3 protein-coding genes are annotated in these 24,708 nt (G+C 50.5%); all 3 read right to left on the reverse strand.

Annotation, left to right across the window (positions count from 1 at the left end; translation table 11 throughout):
* Nucleotides 1–10: 10 nt before the first annotated feature.
* The 3 genes from RUW00_RS06365 to RUW00_RS06375 are packed head-to-tail and all read right to left on the reverse strand — an operon-like array spanning nt 11 to nt 24,685.
* Nucleotides 11–5,737: a type I polyketide synthase gene (locus RUW00_RS06365; RefSeq protein ID WP_315956555.1), complete on the reverse strand. Its 5,727-nt coding sequence runs from the start codon at nt 5,735–5,737 to the stop codon at nt 11–13.
* A 39-nt stretch (nt 5,738–5,776) separates the two neighbouring features.
* Nucleotides 5,777–12,073 carry a beta-ketoacyl synthase N-terminal-like domain-containing protein gene (locus RUW00_RS06370; RefSeq protein ID WP_315956556.1) on the reverse strand — a complete coding sequence of 2,099 codons (6,297 nt, stop codon included), beginning with the start codon at nt 12,071–12,073 and terminating at the stop codon, nt 5,777–5,779.
* Nucleotides 12,074–12,091: 18 nt separating this feature from the next.
* Nucleotides 12,092–24,685 carry a type I polyketide synthase gene (locus RUW00_RS06375; RefSeq protein ID WP_280145304.1) on the reverse strand — a complete coding sequence of 4,198 codons (12,594 nt, stop codon included), beginning with the start codon at nt 24,683–24,685 and terminating at the stop codon, nt 12,092–12,094.
* Nucleotides 24,686–24,708 lie beyond the last annotated feature (23 nt).

Below are 24,708 nucleotides of genomic sequence, written 5' to 3' on the forward strand. Positions count from 1 at the left end.
TGACAGGCAATCAGATAGTCACAAATTCATGAGGGTTCATTCCCTCGATCGGAATCGGCTTGGTCAGCTTCATCAGCCCCATGCGGGAGATCGGCTGCGTCAGCAGAGTTTCCAGCGCCTGCATCCCTTCCGCCCGGCTGATCAGCCCGAGACCGATTGCACTCAGTCTGTCAAACTCTTCAGAAATGTGATTGTCAGCCCGCTCCCAATAACCCCAGTTCATCACTTTGACCGGGCATGACAGCCGTCCGGAAAGCTCATGGGCAAATGCGTCTTTAAATGCGCACCCCGCCGCATAATGACTTTGATTCGGATTCTTAATATATGAAATAACCGAAGAGAAAAAGAGAATAAAGTCCAAAGACTCTTTCGCAAATACTTCGGCAATGTTGACGGAAATATCCACTTTCGCCGCAAGACCGGCGTGAAACTGTGATTCTTCCATATCTTTTACGCTTTCATTCGCAAATACCATCGCTGAATGAACGACGCCGCTGATGGTGCCGTATGTGTTTTTAATCTGTTCATAGGCGCGCTGAAGCGATGGAAGATCAGAAGCATCTGCGGCTATATATTCGGGAGCCGGGCCTGATGACCGGTACCGGTCTATTTTTTGGCGTATCCGGCTGTCCAGCGGCCGCCTCCCGATCCAGACGACTCGGGCTTTATATGTCGTCACTATATAATCTGTCCAAACCTCACCGATGCCTCCCGCACCGCCGATGATGACATATACGCCTCCATAGCGGTAAGGAACACTTTCAGACGGCCCGCTTTGGACCGGAAGCAATTGAGGCCTGTACCATTCCTGATGTCTGTGCACCCATGCTTTACCCGTACGGTCGCGGGGCAGGCTGAATATGTCTTCTGCGGGGAAATCCCCCCCGTCTTCAAGATCGGCCAGACGGATGTGCCAGCTCGGATGCTCTTTAGCGAGAGACCCGACGAAACCGTGCACACTGGAATGAGCGGGACGCACCTCATCATATTGGGTGATAGGCTGTGCTTGGTGCGTAATCACCGTCATCCCGAGCTGCTCTTTTCCATATCCGAGACCGATAAGAGCTTTGGCCGCTCTGAAAATTTGCAGCACCCCGCTTTTTTGATCATGGCTGTCAGAATCAGCCGGCTGAGGGGCAAACCAGATCATATGCTGAATCTCACCGAGACGGCGGAGCCGATCAGATATCACTTCAACGGAAGCACTTTGGCCGATATCAAATCGCACAGCTTTAGGAAACAATCGTAAAACCGCGTCCGCCTGCCCGTCTGTACCGCCTATGATGACAGCTTTTGCTTCAGAAATGGGGAAGCCGGTTTGGTTGTCTATCGGTTCCGCGTCCCATACCTGCATCAGTTTGACGGCTCCGGTAAGGTTACCCGGCAGATCGTATTGCTTATTATCGGTTACGGCCGGCGCACTTTCGGCCATCCGGGCAGAAAATCCTTTTATCCTTACACACACATTGCCGCGTTCATCACATATATCAATGTCCATTCTTCGCACGGCCGGTGTTTCATGCGTCACAAACACGGCCGCCCACATGTTTGGACTGCACGGATGAAAAACGGTCAGTTCATGTAATTCAAAAGGCATTAAGGGCTGCTCCGGATAACCCGCTTGATCTTCATTCATAACGCCGATGGCCGCCTGAAAAGCGGAATCAATCAGACTCGGATGGAGCACAAACTGTTCGGCTTCATCAGAAACGGAAGCAGGGAGCACCAATTTAGCCAAGGCTTCTTTTTCCCCGCAATAAATGTGATCAATTCCTTGATGTGAAGGTCCGTATACAATTTCCGCCTTTGCAAACGCCGCATAGCAGTCTTCTTTTGACAGCACTTTTTTGCGGCAGCGCGCTTTCAGCTGTTCAATATGCAAAACCGGCGCCTCAGACAGCGGCTCAATCACAGCACTGCCTTCACAATAAATGTCTGAATCGTTTTCATTGCTGTACACTTGAAATGAAACATTGCCGTTGTCCTCCAAGGAAAGCCCTGTCGTCATACGCAGCGGCTCTTTTTTGTGAACGGCCTGGCGTATCCAGCTGATATACCGCAGCGAAATGCCGGTTTTAGCCGTGTATTCAGCGGCTAACGGCGCGGCAGCCAGTTCAGCCGCGGCTCTCGCCATTTCAAGATAAGCCGCCCCGGGGAGAACACGCTTGTTTCGGACGATATGATCGGCTAAGAAGAATTCATCTCCGTTCAGTATCGTACTGAATTTTTGTTCTAACAAATCTGATGTATTGCGGTGAAGCAGCGGGTGAAGCCTGCTTTCTGTATTTACGGAAGTGACGGGATGATCGGGCTCCGGTATCCAATATCGTTCCTTTGCAAACGGATACGTCGGCAGACTCATCCTGCGCGGTTTCTCCTCCCGATACAGCCGCGTCCAGTCTACCTCAAATCCTTTTGACCACAGCTCCGCAAGTTTTTTGTAAGTGCCGCTGTCCATCCATTTTCGGATCAGCTCCTCCGTATCCTGATCATCGTTCAGGAAACCCCTGATTTCCGTTCCGCTATCAGACCGCCCTTGAAAGCATTCGTCAATCTGCCGTTTTCGTTCTGTAAATTCAGTTAATTTCCTGATCAGGTCCGCTTGATCGTTCACTAAAAAAACAAGCCGTTCTTCCATTGCCAGCCGTCCCGTTTGCAGCGTATACGCCAGTGACCGCAGGGAAAAAGATTCATCAGGCTGCTTATCTAAGCCGGACTGGCCGAAAAGACCGAAAAGAATATCCTTATGTTTCTCATCGTTTGTAAGACATTCTGCTAAAGTCCGGACGGAAGTATGCTGTATGAGATCAGTCATGTCTATTGCCAGCCCGTATTGATCCGTCATCAGCTCAGAAAACTGTGTCAGCTGCATGACATCCAAGCCGAATTCCTTCCAATCCTGTTCACCATCTACCGAGCCGGCCTCTACATGCAGAACATCCGCCAGAACACTGCGCAACGCATTCTCCAGCTGATTTTGCATTGTAACTCTTTTGTCATGAAGCGGCCCGCTTCCTTCAAGCGCTTTATCTTTGAGAAACATCAGCAGCCGGGCAGCGTATTCTTTCAGCCGCTCCGGATTTTTCGCTGACAGAGGCACGATATACGGTCTCTCTTGATTCTCCGTAATACCGGGGTTTTTAGGCCTGTACTCTTCTAAAATGAGATGAACGTTTGAACCCGTCGCCCCGAATGAACTGATGCCTGCGCGTCTCGGACAGGAATGTTCACGGCCGTTCTCTGTATACACCGGCTTTTTCCATGACTCGGTTTTTTGCTGTACGTAAAATGGCGAGTCCTCTAAACGGAGATACGGATTAATCGTCTCTGAGTGCAAAGAAGGGACAAGCGTTTTGTGAAACAGCTGCAAAACCGTTTTATGAAGCCCGCTGATCCCGGCGGCTGATTCCGCATGTCCGATATTCGATTTAACGGAACCGATCGCACAAAATTGCCGATCCTCCGTAAACGTGCGGTAAGCTTTAACAAGGCCTTGTATTTCAATCGGATCCCCTAAAGAAGTTCCGGTTCCGTGCGCTTCCACATAAGAAATCGTCCGGGGATCGATCCCCGTCTTTTCAAGACATTCAGCTATCATATCCCCCTGCGCCACGGGGCTCGGCACGGTAATCCCGCTGACGGTTCCCACGTGATTGACGGCGCTGCCTTTTATCACCGCATAAATATGATCCTTATCTTCTTCGGCTTTGTGGAGCGGCTTCAGCAGCACGGCCCCGATGCCGTCAGCTGAGACATAGCCTGTGCCGCCTTCGCCGAACGTGCGGCACAGCCCGTCACTCGAATGCATATCCATCAAGCCGTATGTGATATATTTTGTCGGGTGCAATGATAAATTGACGCCTCCGGCAAGAGCTGCTTCACATTCACCGCGTCTCAGACTTTCCGCCGCCATATGGACGGCCGTCAAAGATGACGAACACACCGTGTCAACCGCCATGCTCGGCCCGTGAAAATTGCAAAAATATGAAACACGGTTTGCGATCGGCGCATAGTTCAAGGGATAAGGAAAGACCAGCCCTTTCGCCGCAGCTTCAGCGCCGGCGAGAGAATAATCCATATGCATCACCCCGGCAAACACACCGACGTTCATTCTCTTATTCGGCCCTTTCGGCTGAACGATTGTTTCCGGGGTGTAGCCCGCATCCTCAATCGTTTCCCAGCATGTTTCCAAAAACAATCGTTCTTGCGGATCTTTAGCTTCTGCCTCCCGCGGAGAAATCCGGAAAAATTTCGCATCAAAACAATCCGGATCGTCTATAAAACCGCCCCATTTGGAAATCGGCTTGCCGGACGGCGATCGCAAATGCTCATATTTCCTCGTATCCCAGCGGGAACGAGGCACTTCCGTTACGCTGTTTTCTCCATTTTTTAAATTTGTCCAAAATTCACGAAGATTTTTGGCGCCGGGGTACCGTCCCGCCATCCCGACGATCGCAATATCTCCATTCTGCGTTCCGGCTGATGCCGACTTTTTCACGCGGATTTGGGTCGTCCTCTTTTTTTCCCGGGGCAAAGGCTCAGCACTTGAATGTCCGCTTTGAGCATGGCCGAAACCGGCTCCGTAATGTTCGCACAAATATCCCGCCAATTCCGCGATTGTCGTGTATTCAAATAACAGCGTCGGCAGTAGCTGCGTTCCGATTTTTTGTTCAATTTCCTTCACCATGTCCAACAGCCCCGGAGAATCCAGCCCCATTTCATAGTAGCCGATATCCGGGTCAATCTCTTTCACAGGTTTGTTCAATCGGGCGGCAAGCAATTCTTTTAAATAAAGGATGCACTGTTCAGTAAGGCCGGCGGAAGCCTCCGCACGGCGGGGCTCAGAAGGCGCCGGTTCCGCTTGCGGAGCCGGGACGGCATTCCGCCCGTCAGGTTCTTTCTTTTGCCGTTTCTGATTGATCAGTTCCGGGTCCCTCACCAGTTTATTGGCGAAGTTTTTCAGTTCGCCGACTTTTCTGCCTTCCTCATTGAAAAACTCCATTGTCACGTAAACGAGATCTTTCTTACGGGTGACGGATTCTTTTTTTATCTTGGTGATACATGTCGTCTGCAGCAATTCGGCGCAATAAAACGATTCATAAAACAGCGGCAGAAATAATTGCCCCTCCTCCCTCGTCAAAGGAGCGAGATATACATTGGAGCCGATACTGCTCGCATCTATCAATGCGGGATGAAACATCGCCTCTTCTGCATGTTCCAGCTGATCCTTTTGCACCGACAGATCAATATAAATCTCTTTTTCAGTTTGGTAGACGCTTCCGCAGCCTTTCATCATTCCTGAATGAACCAGTTCTTGATCCCTGCATTCCGCGTAAATGTCCTCAAGCGGTATTTCTGCCGCCGTTTGTTTTACGGCATCCATCCGGACGCTCTCTTGGAAGCCGGCGGGCTTGACGGAATGCATTTGCGCCGCGGCATATACCTTTGTCTCTGCTGCTTCGTCACCTTGTTTTTGCCCTTTCACCTCTACCTTCCACTGCTCTTCGCCGTTCTCTGTACAGTCAACGGAAAGCAGGATTGATTCTCCCTGTTCAGGAGCTAAAGGGTGAAAAATCGATAAGTGCCTGAGTTCAAGGCCAGCATGAAAAAAACCGTTTTCTCTGAAAGTCTGATAGATCAGGTCAATATAAGCCAGACCCGGCAGCAGTTCCTTTCCATAGGCTTTATGATGTTTCAGAACGGGATGCTGATTGTTAATAAGAAGCTGCTCTTGCATATGAACTTCCTCCATATCGACGTTCAATTTTCAGCGCAATCAGTAAGTCTTCATTTGTTTCCAAAACGTATTCGGGCGGGACTTATGTGCTTTTTCATGCAGGCTTTCGGCTTTGTCCGGACGAATGGGCCGGCGTTTTAATTCCTGTCTCGGCAAAGGCTTTCTGACCGGGGTATACGCCTCTTGCTCCCAGGCTTCCACTATGACATGGGCATTCGTCCCTCCGTCAGCGAAGCTGCTGACGGCGGCAATCCGCGGTGAATCCGTCCATTCACGCAGCGCGTGCGAAAAATAAAACGGCGAGGCGGACAGATCGTAATGCGTCATCGGCTCTTTGCCGGAAAGGAAAGGCACACGTTTTCGGCGCGAGAGCATAAGCACTGTTTTAATGAAACCGGCAATCCCTTCAGCACATAACGGGTGTCCGATATTCGGCTTCATCGAACCCAATTCGCAAGGCGCGCTGTTTTGCATACGGTATACCGCTTCAATCGCCCTCAGCTCCAAGAGATCCGTTACTTCAGAGCCAGAACCGTTTGCTTCAATGTAGCTGATATCCTCCGCTTTTCTGCCGCTTTTGGCAAGCGCCTTGGCCATCACTTCTTTCTGCGCCTGTATATTCGGTGTGGCAGGCCCCGCGGTTCTGCCGTCATTGTTTACGGAAATGCCTTTAATGACCGCATGAATCCGGTCCCCGTCTTTTACAGCCTGGGCCGCTGTTTTTAAATACACCATTCCGACGCCTTCTCCCAATACGATGCCTCCGGTGCGGCGGTCAAAAATATGAAACGCAGGCTCTTCACTTAACAAATTGCGGAGTTCGAACATCCGGTGGGTTTGACCGGATTCCAGCAGACTGACTCCCCCGACCACCGCTGAGTCGATTTCACCGCAAGAAAGCGCCTGTATCGCCATATTCATACCGACAAGCGCTGAAGAACAGGCCGTATCCAAAACGAGACTCGGCCCCTTCAAATCAAAGAATTGAGAAAGATTGGCCGCTAAGTAATTCGGGCCGGCGGCGACTATCGGATTTTTTGCATGCTTCAGACGGTTTTCGTCAGGCATACTGCCGCCGCGTCCTCCTAAATAGACACCGGCTGACCTGCCTTTCATTTCTTGTAACGAGTAACCGCTGTCTCTGAACAGATGAAGCGCCTCTTCTAATAAAAGAAAGGACTGGATATCCATTGCCTTGATGTCTTCTTCGGGAATAAGGAAAAACTCCGGGTCAAAATGCGTTACATTTTTTAAAAGGCCCGCATAATCCGCCTTCTCCGTTTTCCAGCGCTCTTTCGGCACCCTTTGAATGGCTGACGTTCCTTCAGACAGCAGCTTCCAATAAGCTTCAATTGATTCAGCTCCCGGAAAACGGCAGGACATTCCGACAACAGCGATATCTTGCGCCGCTGCACCGCCAGAAGGCTGAATGACAGCGGCTGCCGTTTGTTTGGGAACGTCCGGGATTACAGGCTGAACCGGATTTGAAACGGCAGCTTTGATTTCCGGATATGCTGTTTCAAGCCATTCCGCCAGCGCAGCAACCGTAGGGTATTCATACAGCACCGCCGGGTCAAGGTCAGCTTTGATCCTCTTTCCGATCGCTCTGGACACTTGGGCAAGCATGATGGAATCGGCTCCGTAATCTTGAAACGGCGTATCAGATTCAAATCTTGACGGCTCCAGTCTTAATTCCCGGCAGCAAATGCCCGTCAGCCACTCCTCAACGCTTTCTGTATCGGCCTGTTCCTGCTGCTTTGTTTCGGTAAGGCCGGATGAAAGCAGCAGACGGCCAGGCTCCCATTTTTCCGGGTGAATGACGGCCGGCATAATAACAGACCCGCAATCGCCTGCCATAATGGCATCAAACAGGCTCAGCCCTTCTCTGTCAGTGATGCTCTTTAAACCGCTTTTCAGATAGGCCTGGCTTTTTGATTCGCCCATACCCGTTTCTTTCCAGCTCGGCCATTGGATGCTCAGCACCGGAAAACCTTTTGCGGCCGCAAAATAATCCATATAGGCGTTAGCCATGGCATAATCGCTTTGTCCCGCTCCTAATTCCGGCATCACGCCGGACACTGAAGAAAACAGCGCAAAAAACCGGAGAGGCTCCTTGTGCAGTGCTTGATACAAAAGGTCCAGTCCGTCTGTTTTAGGCTCAAGCACGGTCATCATCTGTTCTCTTGTTTTGCGGATAAAGGCCGGATGATCGAGATCTACGGCTCCCGCCGCGTGTATCACGCCTCCTATCGGCCCCATCTTCTCTTTCACCCGGCTGACGGCCTGCTCATATTCAGGGCCGGAAGATACAGACAGCACTTCCGTTCGGACACCTTTTTGTTCGAGCTCTCTGATTCTTCTCACTTTATCGGAAAACGGGGAATTCCGTTTGACATGATCATCCCACTCCGCTTTCGGAGGCATTGTTTCTTTTCCGGTAAGCACGAGTTTCGTGACTCCGTATCGTTCGGCAAAATGCCGGGCGAATAAATATCCGAGTCCCCGGGTCCCTCCGGTGATCCAGAGCACATGGTCTTTCGGAAATGAAAATTCTTTTTCAGCTAAGCTGTTTGTTTCCTTTAACCGCGCGTGATAGCGTACACCGTTTCGGTAACACACTTCGATGTCTTCAGAATCGCGAAAAAACTCCTCTGCGATCTGGTTTGCCAGCTCAGGATCTTCGTCAGTCCGTTCTGCATCCATATGCCGCGAGCGAATATCCTTATACTCACTTTGGAACATCCGGTACAATCCGGCCTTTTTTGCACCTGAGAGATTTATCGTTTCATTTGCAAAAGGTTCAAGCCCCTTTGTCACACAAAGCAGCTGAAGCTTTCGGCCGCGGTTTCTGTTGTCAATGAGAGACTGCAGACGATGAATCCAGCCGTCATCATGATTGATTTCCGTCCCGCATCCGGTCACATCAATCAGGCCGCCAAACCGGGCCGCGTCCCCGGATATTTCCGGTGATGCAGCGTCAATAATTTCAGACTCGGGGAAATAACGGGACAGCTCAACGGCCAAGTTTCCTGTCTGGTGATCGGCGGCTATTCCGATGACGCCCCGCACTTCCTTAACCGGAACACTGCTGCTTTCTGCCCAGCTTTTCTGTAAAAAGCGGGTTTCACGCAATGTTTCAGAATGTGTTTCAGCACCGCGAACATTGCCCGGCGCTGCATCGTCCGGCCAATACCGATCCTTTATAAATGGATAACCGGGAAGGCTGATGCGGTGCGGCAGGCTGCCGTTATAAAGCTCTGACCAATCAATCTTCAGCCCTTTTACCCAAAGTTCCAGAAGCTTCGCGAATTTTTTTCTTTTCATCCATTTACGGACGGCTTCCTGCATATCTTCATCCTTAAAAACGGCTAGAATGTCTTTATACTGTTTGCTTTTCCCTCTGAAGCAGCCGTCTGTCCCGCCGTCAATAAAACGCTGCAGTTTTTCCGCTAACTGCTCTGTCGACGTCACGATAAACGCCGCACGTTCTTCCATCGCTTCTCTTCCGGTTTGAAGGGTGTAAGCCGCATCCCGGAGGCTGCGGTCTGTGACGTCATTTTTTCTGATCGCTTGAAGAAGCTGCTGCGCCCGCTGCTTCAGGCTGGCCTCCTGTTTGGCGGATAATAAAATGACTGCGGGATCTTCATCTGTGAATGGCTCAGAAATCTCCCTATCAGGTTCAATATATTCTTCTATCAATATGTGGGCATTTGCCCCGCCCGCGCCAAAAGAAGAGATTCCCGCGATTCTCGGAATCTCTTTCTGCGCTCCGTTTTCCTCAATGACCGGCCGTTTCCAGTCTGCCAATTCACGCTGCACCGCAAACGGCGTCCGGTCAAATGCAATATTCGGATTCAATTTTCGGCAATGTAATGAAGGGGCCAGCTTTCGTTTTTGAAACTGGAGCAGCAGTTTTGTTACACCGGCGATGCCTGCCGCGGCTTCCAAATGCCCGATATTGGATTTAACTGAGCTGATGGCGCAAAAGCCTTTATCTGACGTTTTCGTTTGAAATGCGCGGGTCAAACCGTCAATTTCGATCGGATCTCCGAGTTCAGTGCCCGTGCCGTGGGCTTCGATACAGCTGATCATCCGCGGATGTATTCCTGATTTTTCAAGCGCGCCGGAAATCACGTCAGCCTGGGCGCTCGGACTCGGCACTGTATACCCGTTTGTTCTGCCGCCGTGATTGATATGAGTGCCGCGAATCACCCCGTAAATATGGTCCTTATCAGCCATCGCTTTTGACAGCGGCTTTAACAGCACGGCCCCGACGCCTTCCCCGGGAACAAATCCGTCCCCGCCTTCACCGAAACTTTTGCACGTTCCGTCTTTTGAAAGCATTCGATAGGCGCTGAGCTCCGCATAAGCCGAAGGATGCGTATACACATTCACACCGCCGGCAATCGCCATGTCACATTCGCCGCGAAGGATGTTTTCACACGCTTCATGAATTGCAGTCAGCGAAGACGAGCACATCGTGTCGACCGGCATGCTCGGCCCTTTCAGATTAAGAAAATAGGAAACTCTGTTGGCCGCTGAACTGAACGACGTTTTTGGCTGCAGGGTGCCGCCGTTTTTCCAGTACATTCCGTACCCGTTTTTCGTAATGCCAGCAAAAACGCCGACCCGGCCGTTATACAGATTCTCAAGCTGTTCCTTCGTATAACCGGCATCCTCCAGCACCTGCCAGCACATTTCAATAAAGAGACGCTCCTGCGGGTCCATATTCAAAGCATCACGGGGTGAAATTTGAAAAAACAGCGGATCAAAGAAAGCGGCATCTTTCAGAAACCCGCCCCGCTTACTGTAACTTTTCCCTGCTTTCACGGCCGCTTCGGGATCAGGGTTGTAGTACTTGTCCTTTTCCCAGCGCTCTTCGGGAATTTCGGTCACACAGTCTTTTCCGGCCGCTAAGTTATCCCAGTACTCTTCAAGTGTTTCAGCTTGCGGATAACGTCCGCTGACTCCGATAATCGCAATCCCTTCTTTTGTCTGTTTCTCATTGGAAAAAGCAGACCGTTTCTTTCGCTTGATAAACGACGGAAGCACCGGAAAATCTTCATTTGCCAAAACCTGTTCTGATATGCCTGAACGGTGCTCATCATCATTTGTCCATTTTCGGCATTCATTCGGATAATCCGTGACAAAGTGAGCTGCCAGGGAGCCCAGTGTCTTATATTCGTAAAAAACCGTTTTGGAAAGGTCACCGAAAAGCAGAGACAATTCGCGGTTTAATTTCGTCACAGTGACTGAGTTTATTCCGTAGGTTTCCAGCGGCTCTTCAGTATCTATGTTGGAAACAGCAATTTTTGCAGTCAGGCCAAAAAGCGTTTTGAGCTGAAGAAGCGTTTGTTCATACAAACGTTCACTGCGGTGTTCGGCATTGGTTTTTCCGGAAGCGCCCGTCTTGATGACAGGCTGCAGCTTCAACCCCGACAGAGAAGCCCATATTTTTCCTTCTTCGTCACATAAATCAATATAAAAGCTCCCCGCCTTCTCTTGTATCTCGGCCCATACCTTGTCAGGACAAGATTCATAAAACAAAAGCTCGTCCAATGAAACCGGGGCGAGCGTTTTATATTCTTTGCCGCCAAGCAGCGCGCATGCCTCTGTCACACTTTGCATCACACAGGGTGGGAGGCCGAATCGGGCGGATTCTTTTTGGTCTGTCAATGGAATTGTTATGTCTGCCAGCATCCGTCCTGCTGAGGCGTAAATACGCTCAATTCCTTTCATGTGCTCACTGTATTGAACGGTATCGTTCTGAGTGATGGCTTCAATTTGCTGCTTATCCATCAGGGAACCGCTGTTTTCCTTCAAGCGGCTGATATCCAGCATGCCGGGCGCAGCATCAACTGGCTGAATCGTCCCTTGGCTGTACACATCATAATGACTGGAATCAGCAGAAAATGGATTATAAATCTCAAACCTTTTGGCTTCACCCTCTGCGGGTATCAGCCTGATCTCGATATGGAACGGCTCAGCCTCAGTCAAAATGGGCTTTGACCACACGATATGCGTCAGCCGGACAGCCGCAGTCTCCTTTACTGTCAAAACAGCCGCAGCTCTCGCCATTTCCAAAAGAAGTTCTCCGGGCATAAGCTTTTTATGCTGTAAAGAAACATCAGCGAGAAAAAATTCCCGGCCGCTGAAAGCTGCCGAGAATCCCTGTCCCGTTTCATCGGAAATATGCTGCTGAGCAAGCGGATGAAGGGAATCCGCTTGGCGAAGTCCCATCCGCATATCATAATCGCGCAAAATGCCGATCGCATCCTGTTTTGTCATTTTTTTATTTTTGACGTCAGAAAAAACCCGGTGCAGAAACTCTTTCATATGGTTTCCTCCATTACGCTAATCCCTGTAAAAACCGATCGTTCTTTTTACAGCGGCTTCTATGCTTATTTCGTTTTTCTCCAATTCATCAAGCAGGCGCTCATAAGTCTCAAGCGGGGACGTATCAGTCTCATAAGTCTCCCGGTGCCTTATATGCTGCGCACTGTGCGGTATCCAGCAATGTGTTTTCGCAAAAGGATAGACGGGCAGGCTGACTTTTTTCGGTCTTTCGTCCGGATATAATTTACTCCAATCAATATGCAAGCCTTGCACCCATAATTTTGCAAGCCTTGCATACTTTCCTGCTTCAATCCATTGATCTACGGCCCCGCTCATTTCTGCGTTGTCCGTCATCTCTGTAAACAGCTGTTTCATCGCTTTGTTCCGGCCTGTAAAGAAATTCTGCCCCGTCTCCTTGCCGCTGAGGAAATCATTCAGCGCGTTCGTAAGCTCTTCTTTTGTTTCAGCAATGACGGCAAGGCGCTCTTCCATTTCATCCCGGCCAAGCTGAAGCGTATAAGCGATATCCGCAAGAGCTCCGTCAGCTGAATGTGACTTTTCCAAATATCTGCGCAGCTGTTCCGCACGTTCCTTCAGCTGTTCCGCCGTCTTTGCCGAGAGAATGAATAAGGACGGCTGAAGTTCACCGGCCGTCCATTGTTTCTCTTCAACAGGAGAAACATATTCTTCGAGCACGACATGAGCATTGACACCGCCAAATCCGAACGAGCTGACACCCGCTCTCCGCGGCAGTTCATTTCCGCTATCATCAGTCGCCGCTTTCCACGGCTGAGTGTCGCGGACGAAATAAAACGGGCTTCCGTCTAGGCTGATATACGGATTAACGGTTTCACAATGCAGACTTTTAACGAGCGTTTTGTGCTGCATCTGCAAAATAATTTTTAAAAGCCCGGCCATGCCGGCGGCAAGCTCTGTGTGGCCGATATTCGTTTTGACGGAACCGAGGCCGCAATGAGGCTGCTCGGGTGCCGTTACTCCGGCTTTCTGATAAAGCGCTGCAAAAGCCGCTTTGAGTCCGTTGATTTCTATCGGATCTCCGAGCGCCGTTCCCGTGCCGTGGGCTTCAATATAACTCACTGTACGGGGGTCGATGTTCGCTTGCTGATACGCTTTTATCATGACTTCTGTCTGTGCTTTCGGATTCGGCGATGTAAGGGAAGCAGCCCTTCCGCCATGATTTTCCGCCGTTCCGCGGATAACGGCATAAATACGGTCGCCGTCACGTTCCGCATCGGATAATGTTTTCAAAACAATCATGCCGGCACCTTCAGCTCTGACATACCCGTCCGCTTGATCGGAAAATGTTTTGCAGCGCCCGTCTTCACTGAGCATTCCCGCTTTATTAAAGCTGATATGCATATCCGGCGACACAATAGCATTGACGCCTCCTGCAATCGCGATGCCGCAGTCTCCGGCCTGAATTGCCCTGACCGCACGGTGGACAGCGACCAATGAGCTTGAACAGGCGGTTTCAATCGGTTCGCTCGGCCCATGTATATTCAGAAAATAGCTCATGCGGTTCGGACCGATTGACGGAACCGTCCCGGCGGCGGAAGAACCCTCAATCTCTATATGGAACTTTGAAGCTTCCTGGGCGTAACCGCTGTTTGCCGTGCCTGCAAAAATGCCTGTATTTGTACCTGACAGGCTTTTGGCAGAGCAGCCGGCATCTTCAATCGCTTTCCATACATGCATCATTAAAAGTCTTTGCTGAGGATCCATCATTTCGGCTTCATGCGGAGAAATACCGAAGAATAAAGGATCAAATTGAGCGGTTTCATCAATGAAGCCGCCCCACTTTACATTGCTCGCATTTTTATCTTTCTGCGGATCTCCGTAATACTGTCTCCAGTCCCAGCGCTCCGGCGGTATTTCAGAAATGCAGTCTTTTTCTCCGGCTAAATTCTCCCAAAACATTTCCGGATTTTCAGCCATTGGAAATGCACAGCTGATTCCGATTATCGCCACGGGCTCTTCAGGTGCAGCTGCGGTTTTTGTTTTAGGAAGGCGGGACGGAATCGAGAATGGCTCCGTCTTCATTTTTTTATGCTCAACCGGTTTCTCCGTTTCTGTTTCTTCCTGTGAGCCGAATGTATCCGGATGTTCCGTCAGCAAGTATTGGGCAAAACTAAAGACTGTCGGGTATTCAAAAAACACGGCCGGCGTCAGTTCAAGCCCATACATTTTATTTAGTTCATTTGCAAACTGCGTGAATGAAACCGAATCAAAGCCATAATCTCTCATCTCTGATTCAGCATCTATTTCTTCTTCTTTCACCTTCAGAATGCCTGATATCATATGTTTGAGTTCCGCTTGTACTTTATTTGGCAGATGGACGTGCGTCTTCCTTGACACATGAATGCTATGGGACGGTTCTGACGCTTCAGGCATCAGGTTTTTTCGAATCCGTTTCTCGTCGCCTTCTGCCACCATGACCTGGTGTTCTCCGGAGGCAAAAGCGGCGTAAAGCGCCTGGATGCCTGAAGCCGATCGCATGGCTTTCATTCCGGTCTGTTCATACATCAGCCTTTCTGTCTCTTTGTCCACGCGCATACCGCCTTCTTCCCAAAGCGGCCAGTTGACGGACAGGGTCTGCCCGCTCCGCTTGTTGTCCCGCACGAGACGATTTCGACGGGCTGCATAAACATCCATAAATGCGTTGGCTGCCGCATAACCGGCCTGCCCCGGATTTCCCATGCCTCCCGCCAAGGAAGAAAACAGAATGAAAAAGTCCAGCCGCACATCTTTCGCTGCTTCATCAAGATTGATAAGCCCTTTCACTTTCGGCGCCATGACGGTCTTCCGTTCGTTTTCTGTCTGGTTCAGAATGTAATTGTCGGCGATCACGCCTGCGCCGTGAATGATCCCGTCGAGTGTTCCGTGCTCCTCCTGTATGCCGCGGATGAGGGCGATGACCGCCGCCCTGTCTGTCACATCAACCGGTTGATACAGTACGCGGGCACCCGTCGCTTCCAAGCGCCGTAAGCGGGCGGAGCGCTCTTCATCTAGCGCTTCCGCCCTCCCCGTTAATACGAGGACGGCATTTTTGACGCGGGAGGCTATTTCTTCAGCGAAAATCAGCCCGATGCCGCCCGCTCCCCCGGTAAGGAGGTAAACCCCTTCGTCTTTCCACGGAACGGCGCCGCTTTGAAGCGCAGGCAGGTGACGCCAGTTTCTGACGAAACGTTTGCCGCCTTCATAACGGATTTCCGCTTGTTCAGGATGCGCCCGGTTTTCTTTCAGCTTGGCAAGAAGCGATGATGCTGACTCGTCCGGATCGGCTTGGATGACTTGGCCGTACAGCTTCGGATGTTCAAGGTGAGCCGTTTTCAGAAAAGCGGCCAGCCCCGCCAATACATTGTCTTCCCCCCTGTCGGGGACAAGAAGCTGGATCAGCGTTTTTCCCTTCTGTTTTTCTTTGATAAGACGCTTGACGATCGCTGACAGCTCCGCCGCGCAGGCGTCATAACGGTCTTCAATCGGACCTTCGCCGTCAGCCGCACATACTGCGCCGCTTATGTCTTCAGCGTTCATTCCGCCATACAGCGTCACGTATCTGAAAGACTCTTCTTGTCCGCCGCCTTCATCCGGCGGTGATTCCTGCCACTTTGGCTGAAGCAAGAGCGGTTTTTCCTCCGTTTCCTCTTCCAGAAAACGGGCGGTGAGCCCCGTCAATCGGACGCATACCTCGCCGTTTTCATCACACAGCTCAATATGATAGGCGCCGTCCGCTGAGGAAAGCACCGCCCACATCGTCTCACGGCATGCAGAAAACACCTGCATATCCCGGAGGGCAAACGGCAGAAACGGCCGTCCGGACGCGGAACCGTCTGAGAGCACGAGACCGATAGAAGCCTGAAGGGCGGCGTCCAGCATGCTCGGATGCAGGATGAACGGCTCCTTTTCTTCGCGGGCGGACGGCGGAAGAGTGAGCTTCGCGAGCACTTCTCCGCTTCCGGCATAGACGGCGTCAAGCGCCTGATGAGACGGTCCGTAGGTGATGCCGAGACTGTCGAATGCTTCATAGCACTCAGCCTTTGACATACGCCGGCCGCCGCAGCGCGCCTGAACCGCTTCCACATCGAGTACAGGAGCACGCTCCGTCTCTTCGAGCACGGCCTTTCCCTGGAAAAAGACAAGCGGCTCTTCCCCTTCGGCATACGCTTCAAAAGCGATGTCTCCGTTTTCTTCCGGCTGAAGCTTTACATGAAGGGTCACTCCTTCAGAAAGCGCCGTCACCGGACGGAGCCAAACGATCTGTTTGAGCCGGACACCCGCTTTCCCGCCCGGCAAGTCTTCAGCGGCAAGCGTAACGGCGGCCCGGGCCATTTCTAAAGCAGCCGCGCCCGGAAGCACCGGTTTTCCATTGACGATGTGATCGGCAAAAAACGGTTCACGCCCTGAAAAAACAGAAGTAAAGCGCTGGGCGGTAAAGGTCGATGTATTCGCGTGGAGCAGCGGGTGAAGTCTGGCCGCTTTCTCACTTTCCGCTGAGCCTGTTTTGTCAAGTGACACATCAGCTTTTGTGACCCAATATCGGTCTTTGGCAAAAGGGTAAGCCGGGAGACTGATGCGGCCCGGGTTGCGCTGATAAAGAGCTGACCAATCGACGTCAAGTCCTTTAACCCAAAGGTCAAGCAGCTTTCCGTATTTCCCTTTTTTCAGCCAGGCATTTATGGTAAGCGCCATATCTTCATCAGAAGTGAGCGAAGCCACCAATGAATGATGTTTGGCTGTCCTGCCCCGCCAGATATGAGCATGGTCGATATTATAATCGTTTGAGGAGCTCATAAGCTTCATTTTCAGTTCTTCTATCGACTCGGCCGTAAATGCAAGCCGCTCAGCCATCGGTTCTCTTCCCGCCTGAAGCGTGTAAGCGATCTTGGCCAAATCCCCGTCAGAACGTTTTTTTCTTATGACATCATCCAGAAGCTGGCGGGCGCGCTCTTTCAATTGCTGCTCATTTCGTGCTGATAAAATAATAACAGCCGGTTTTTGCGGAGAAACAGACGCGTTTTCCATTGGTTTCAGGCTGTCAGACGGCACATATTCCTGAATGATGACATGCGCGTTTGAACCTCCTGCTCCAAATGAGGAAATACCGGCAATTCTCGGATATTCTTTCATTTCACCCGTGATATTCAAGACAGGTCGTTTCCATTCCGTTTCTTTTTGCTGTACGAAAAACGGAGTGTGCTCAAACTCAATATTCGGATTCAATTCCGCCGCATGCAATGAAGGGGCAATCCTCTTATGTTTCAATTGGAGAAGCAGTTTGGTGATTCCCGCAATCCCGGCAGCGCTTTCTAAATGTCCGATATTTGATTTAATTGAACCGATGGAACAAAACTGCCGGTCTTCTGTTGTCAGGCGAAAAGCTTTCGTTAACCCGTCGATTTCAATCGGATCACCGAGCGCAGTGCCCGTTCCGTGCGCTTCCAAGTAACTGACCGTTCTCGGGTGAATGTCTGTCCGTTTCAACGTCTCTGCGATCAGATCAAACTGCGCTTTCGGATTCGGCACCATATAAGCGTTTGTCCTGCCTGCTGCGTTCAGCATGCTTCCTTTGATAACGCCGTAAATATGATCGCCGTCTTTCTCCGCTTGAGCAAGCGGCTTTAACACAATCGCCCCTACTCCTTCACCGTCAACAAAACCGTCCGCACTGTCTCCGAAAGATTTGCATTTATCACCGGGAGACAGCATTGAAAAAGCGGACAGCCGCTCATAGTGGGCCGGATCAACGATAAGATTGACTCCGCCGGCAATCGCTGTTTCACTCATTCCGCTCCGCAGGCTTTCTATAGCGAGATGGACAGCTGTTAAAGAAGAAGAGCATGCGGTATCCACAGCCATACTCGGCCCTTGGAAATTGAACAAAAACGATACTCTGTTTGCGATAGACCAGTCGCTGGGAACTGTCGGGTAATTGCTGTTCATCACACCGGCAAAGACTCCGATTTTCCGGCTGTCACAAAGCGTAGCCGGGGTGTACCCCGCATCTTCAATGCTTGAATAAGCAGTCTGCAGAAACAACCTTTCCTGCGGATCCATCCTTTCAGCTTCCGCGGGAGATATACGGAAAAACAGCGGATCAAATGTATCAATGTCATCGAGAAAACCGCCCCATTTTGAATAAATGGACCCCCATTTTCCGCGTTCCTCGTTATAAAACGTTTTCCAGTCCCAGCGATCTTTCGGCACTTCAGTAATAGAATGCCTGCCGGCTTTTACATTTTCCCACAGCTCATCAACGTGATCGGCGCCCGGATACCGGCCTGACAGACCGATGACAGCGATATCCTGGATAGAGGGATCTCCGTTCGTCCTGCTGCCTTCCTCGTTTTGAGGAATCTTGTTTTGTTTTACATTCAGGTTATCTGTGTGATCAGACAGCTGCTCCTCACGCACACCCATCGCTTTCATAAATGCTCCCCGCTGAGAAAGAAGCAGGTAATCCGCGATTTCTTCTATCGTCTGATATTCAAAAAAGAGGGTGCTGGTCATTTGGTCAAATACGTTACGAAAAGCATTCGTGAGCCTGACGACCAGAATAGAATCCAAACCGTATGCGGTTAAGGAAACCGACGGATCCATTCTCCCGCTCGGAATCTTCAGCGTTTTTCCTATTAATTCCGTCAGATATGTGATGCCCCGTTCTCTTACGTTTGGAATCGGCGCGGCGCTTTCTGCGGGAGCCTGCACCCGTCCGGCGTTTTCGGGATGAGTCCGTCCATTCTCGAATTGCCGCTCGAGCGCTTCTTTACGGGAAGACAGAAAGTAATCAGCAAGCTCATCAATGGTTTGATATTCAAAAAACAAAGTGCTGCTGACAGAACCGAAGACGTCTTTTAACGCGTTGGTCAGTCTGACGACCAGTATGGAATCCAATCCGTATGCGGTTAAAGGTTCATGGGATAAAAGACGATGCGCCGGCACTTTAAGCGCTTCACCGATTACCTTCTTCATCAGTTCAACGCTTTTTTCTCTCAGGCTGAAATGCAAGGTATCATCCGAAAGACCATCTGCGTCATACGGACGGCACTCCGGCTTTTCTTCTGACGCCTGCGGGAGGGCAAGCCTGACCGTTCCGTCACTTTCAGCCGCTATAATCTGCTGGCCTAAGTCGTGTGCGGCTTCAGCCGGAAACAGAGGATGGACGAATCCTTCAAGCGAAAGCGCTTCCGCCCAGCCGGCCGGCTCAACCCCCGGACAGCCCGGAATCCGTAAATCATGATCCTCATACAGCCACCAGCCTTCAAGAAGGCCGAACGTCACATGGTTGAATATGGTGCGGCTGTTGATCTCATTTATAAACAGCTGGCCGTTTTTTTGCAGCATTGCTTTCGCATGGCGCAGCGCAGAGCGGATATTTTTTGTCGCATGAAGCACATTGGTCGCGATCACTGCGTCATACGTGCCGATGTCCGGCGCTTCTGTTGATACCGGCTGCTCAGCGTTGAATATTTTATAAGTGACATAAGGATATTCCGGACCGAATATGTCTTCTGCATGTAAAAGAAATGCTTTAGAAATATCCGTGAAACAATATTCGGCAATATGCGCTTCATACGGTTTCAATTTTCTCATGACCGCGGCGCTCGTCCCGCCCGTTCCGGCTCCGATTTCTAAGATGCGGATTTTCGCCTGCGGGTCTTTTTCCAGACGTTCCCGCAGAACTGCAATCAATGTGTCAGCAAGCTTGTCATTGAAAAAATCAGAAATGATATTATTGCGGTAAATGCCTTCCACAAGACGGAAGGAGGAGTCAGGGAACATCACTTCCGTTGCCGGAAGCTTACCGGTTAAAATGTCTGGAAGCACACGCAATGTCTCTTCTGCCAATCTGACATGCGCCCTCATGTCTTTCTGGCGCAGCCAAGTCTCTTTTTTCCGCTCCCATTCCTCCCACACCTGCCCTAAATCCGTTTTTTCCGGAGCAAGCGCTAATGTATTCAGGAGGACAAAGCTCTCTTTCAGCCATCTGCTGTATTGTTCCGTTATGCCGGCAGCCGATTGAAATAACGGCAAAGCCTGATCAAGCCCGGCTCCCATCTCATAAAGGGTTGATACAAGCATTTTTTCAATAAGGGATTCCATATCTCTCATGCAGCTCATGACACTTGATGCTTTTAACCGCTCAGCTTCGTCATTCTGCGTGATGTTAACCGCTAATTGTCCGAGTGCGGAAGGAATCTTTTCCGGATAAACCGTTACTTGTTCTTTCAGATCGTCCTTCATAAAAAGCGGATCTGTCGTTTTAATCAGCGCCAGCTGGTCATAAGGTCCGGAAAGCAGGGTTTCCAGCGTTTTCATCGCTTCAGGCGCCTCAATAGAAGCGATTCCGTCCCGCTCCATCCGTTTCCGGTATTGTTCTGAAGCCACGACGCCGACACTTCCCCAAAAACCCCAATTGACAACTTTTACGGCATACGGCGCTTTTTGTGAGATCCGCTTAGCAAAAGCGTCTTTAAACGTGCACCCGGCGGCATAATTGCTCTGTCCCGGCGCTTTTTGAAACGACATCATCGAAGAGAAAAACAGCAAGAAATCCAGGGGTTCCCCTTCAGCTACCCGGGCAATCTGCAAGCTGACATCAGTTTTTGCAGAAAGTGAAGCGCGGAACTGATCCTCTTCCATATTGGCAAAACTTCGGTCTGATAACACGATGGCGGAATGAATGATTCCGCGGACCTTTCCATTTTCCTTCACAATGGTGTCATACGCCCGTTTGAGAGAGTCATAATCCGCAGCATCCGCGCTGAAATATTGCGGTGCGGGACCTAAAGCCGCAAGTCTTTTCAGCTTTCTTTCAATCTGTGTATCTTTTTTCCGTCTCCCGATCCAGACAATTTTCGCCTGATAGGTCTGAATCATATATTCAGTCCATACTTCTCCTATTCCGCCTGCTCCGCCGATAATCACATAAACCCCGCCGTGCCGGTATAATGAAGGCTCATCTGCATGAGGCCGGCAGACGGCCAATTGCTGCCGGTGCCACTGACCTGCGCGAAAGACCCACGGATTTCCCTCGGGGTCCGCCGGTAAAGAGAAGACATCAGGAAGATGCCGGTCTCCCCTTTGAAATTCCAAATCAAGAAGCCGGATGCTCCAATTGGTGTATTCTTTTGTGAGCGACCCCGCTAATCCGTGTATGCTTGCATGACTCGGATTGACCTCATCATGTTCATGAATCGGCTGTGCTTGAAACGTGCAGATTGTCAATGATAGTTGTTCCGTGTCAAAATTCAGAAGCAGAAGCGCTTTTACCAGCCGGAAAAGCTGCATGACCCCGTGCTCCTGTCCCTCGGCCGTATCCGCATCATAAACGGATGGAATGGGATGATCCGGCGCCGCCCATATCATGTGTTGAAAAGAGCCTTGCGCTTTCAGTGTTTCAGCCATTTGTTCCGCGCTGTCCAAAGAAGTGATGTCCGGAAAACGGACATCGGAATACATCTCTTTCAAAGCCTGCTGAAAATCCGGCCCGGCCCCGATGACGATTATTTTTTCTTCACGCATGAAAGGCATGCCGGTTTCCGGAATGGTGACGGTGTTCCAAACCGGTGTCATAAGCAATTCCGTTTCACGGCTTTTCTTCGGCGTGACGCCGGCTTTTTGGTTAAACCCGGCGCTTTCCTGCACCTCTTTTATGATAAAATCTTTCACTGCCGCCAGCAGCACGCCGCGCTCATCACAAATATGCAGATCAAATTGGTGAACGGAGGCCGCTTTTACCTCCGCATGCACAAATACGGTTTTCGCTAACGGTTCAAGCAGCTGTATTTCTCCGAAGGAAAACGGTACGATAAGCGCAGGCTCTTTTTGAAATTGCAGCACATGCGCCATTGCAGTTTGAACAGCGCCATCCATTAAGGACGGATGTAGGATGTACTGTTTAAAATCGGCTTCCAAGTGTGACGGGAGCGTTAATTTGGCCAGTGCTTTCCTTTCTGTATAAGAGAATTCGCGGATGACCTGAAAACTGTCCTTTTGCACGATTCCCGCCTCAGAGAACGAGTGATAGATGTCTTTCGGCTCCGTTCTCTGCGCAAATGGCGCCGGGAGCTGAAAAGCCGGGGCCTCAAAAGACGCTCCTTTTTCTTTACAAATCACTTCTCCTTGCGAAAAGAGGATGCCGTCCGCTCCTTTTTCTTTAATGACATAGCTTATACGCTCTTTTTCCGCTTCAAACTCTATCATGACGGATCTTGGGTCTGTACCTGTCACAATCGGCTCCATGTACCACACACTTTGAAGAGAGACGACCGGGCGTTCTCCCCACAATCCCGCGCCGTATGCCGCCATTTCCAGATGACAGACTCCGGGAAGCACATATTTTTCGTTCACTAAATGATCTTTAAAGAAGTATTCATCCTTGGAAAATATCTTTTGAAACGTCCCTTTCCGGGCGGATGAAATATTCTCATCAAGCAGAGGATGCAGCGCTTCACGCCTTTTGGTATTTTGGGGCTTTTTTGTATACCGCTTTTTTTGATCGGTCAGCCAGGACGTTTCCTTTAAAAACGGGTACGTAGGAAGCGGAACTTTCTGATACGGCGTTTCCGGCTTTTTGCAACCTTGAAGACCTTTCACCCACAGCGCGGCAAATTTCTCAGGATCTGAAACGGATTGGCCTGAAACGTCCGGCCGCCCGGGTGACGCTTTTCCGAAGTAAATATGCCTTTCGTCTCTGTGACCGCTTACAAATCCGTCCAATCGCTGTTTCAGCTCAGAAAGGGATGATGCAATGACAGCAAGCCGGAAGGAGAAAGGCTCTCTGCCTGACAATAGGGTGGCAGCGATATTTTCCAGACTGTATCCGCCGGCAGAAGGCAGGTTTTCCAATCGGGCAAGAAAGGAGCTTAATTTCCCGGCATATTCTTTCAGCTGCTGTTCGGAATGTGCGCTTAATACGACAGCATGCGGTTTTTGCTCAGTATTCTTGTCCGCTTGCCGTTTTGGCTGATAAGCACCTACGATCAGATGGGCATTAGAGCCTCCTGCGCCGAATGAACTGATTGCGGCGATTCTCGGTTTATCTCCTTCAGCCGGCCACGGCCGGTTGTTTCGGACGACATAAAATGGCGAATCAGAAAAAGAAATCTTGCGGTTCAGTTCCGCGGAGTGCAGACTGGCGGGAAGCGTTTCATGTTTCATGCTTAAAAGCACCTTGATTAAACCGGCGATCCCTGCAGCCGCTTCCAAATGTCCGATATTGGATTTCACCGAGCCGATTCCGCAGTCATTTTTCTCATCGGTCTGTTTATCAAATGCCATAGACAGGCCGCGTATCTCAATCGGATCGCCGAGCGCCGTGCCGGTTCCGTGAGCTTCAATGTAGCTGATATCCGCCGGACTTACCGCGGCTCTGTTTAGAGCGGATAAAATCAGGTCCCGGTGCGCTTCCGGATTCGGCACCGTATACCCGGTCGTTTTGCCGCCGTGATTAGTGGCGGACCCCTTAATGACACCGTAGATGTGGTCTTTGTCCGCAATCGCTTTTTTCAATGGTTTTAATAAAACGGCTCCCGCGCCTTCGCCGGGCACGTAACCGTCTCCGCCTTCACCGAAACTGCGGCATTTTCCTTCAGAAGACAGAAAATGCGATTGGCTTAAAAACATGTATTTTTGCGGATGTAAGCTGAGGTTGACGCCTCCGGCCAGCGCCATTTCACAGTCGCCCGACATAATGGCCTGACAAGCCTGATGGACGGCGACAAGCGATGAAGAACACGCCGTATCAACAGCGATGCTCGGCCCATGGAGATCAAGGAAATAAGAAACCCGGTTCGGAATGCCCCAATATAAGGAGCCGGGGCCTTTATACTGATCTTTGAGGAAACCTTCTTCGTGTGCAATTAATGAATATTCATTCCAGGTCACTCCGGCGAATACACCGATTTGATCCGTCGGCCTCGCCGCCGGGTTCCCGTAACCGGCATCCTCCATCGCTTCCCAGCAGCACGTGACATACAATTTTTGCTGAGGGTCCATTAAATCAGCTTCCCACGGGGAAACAGAAAAAAACAGCGGGTCAAATCGATCCGGACGATCAATAAAACCTCCCCATTTACTGTATGACGCGTATTCTGCCGTTTTCTCTTCCGAGTAATAAGAGCTGTCCCATCTGTCCTCAGGGATTTCGGAGACACAATCTTTATTTTCCATTAAATTGTTCCAAAAATCATGCTGGTTTTCCGCTTTCGGAAACATCCCGCTCATTCCGATAACCGCAATATCAGAACTCCTGTCCGTTCCCGGTTCGGGCACCTTTTCAGCCGCCTGTACAGGAAGCACTTCTTCCTGCCGGCTTCCCGTATCAGGCTCCGTTTCTTTGAATTCAAGAACGCTTTCGGGATTTCGTTTCTGCGCACTTAAAAACTCACTCAATTTCTCAATGTTCGGATATTCAAACAGCAGCGTTTCAGAAAGGCCGGTAAATTCTTTATGCAATATGGTCATGATTTCTTCACTGATGAGAGACGTCACGCCAAGAGTAAAAAAAGCGGTTTTATCTTCTGCTTCGGTCACCTCGGCACCCAGCTTTTCCGCTATTACCGTTCTTAAAAATTCGTTAATACATTTCATGAGGATACCATCCCTTGTACAAA

It is taken from the genome of Bacillus sp. IS1 (assembly GCF_032461585.1).
Taxonomy (GTDB): Bacteria; Bacillota; Bacilli; order Bacillales; family Bacillaceae; genus Bacillus; species Bacillus velezensis.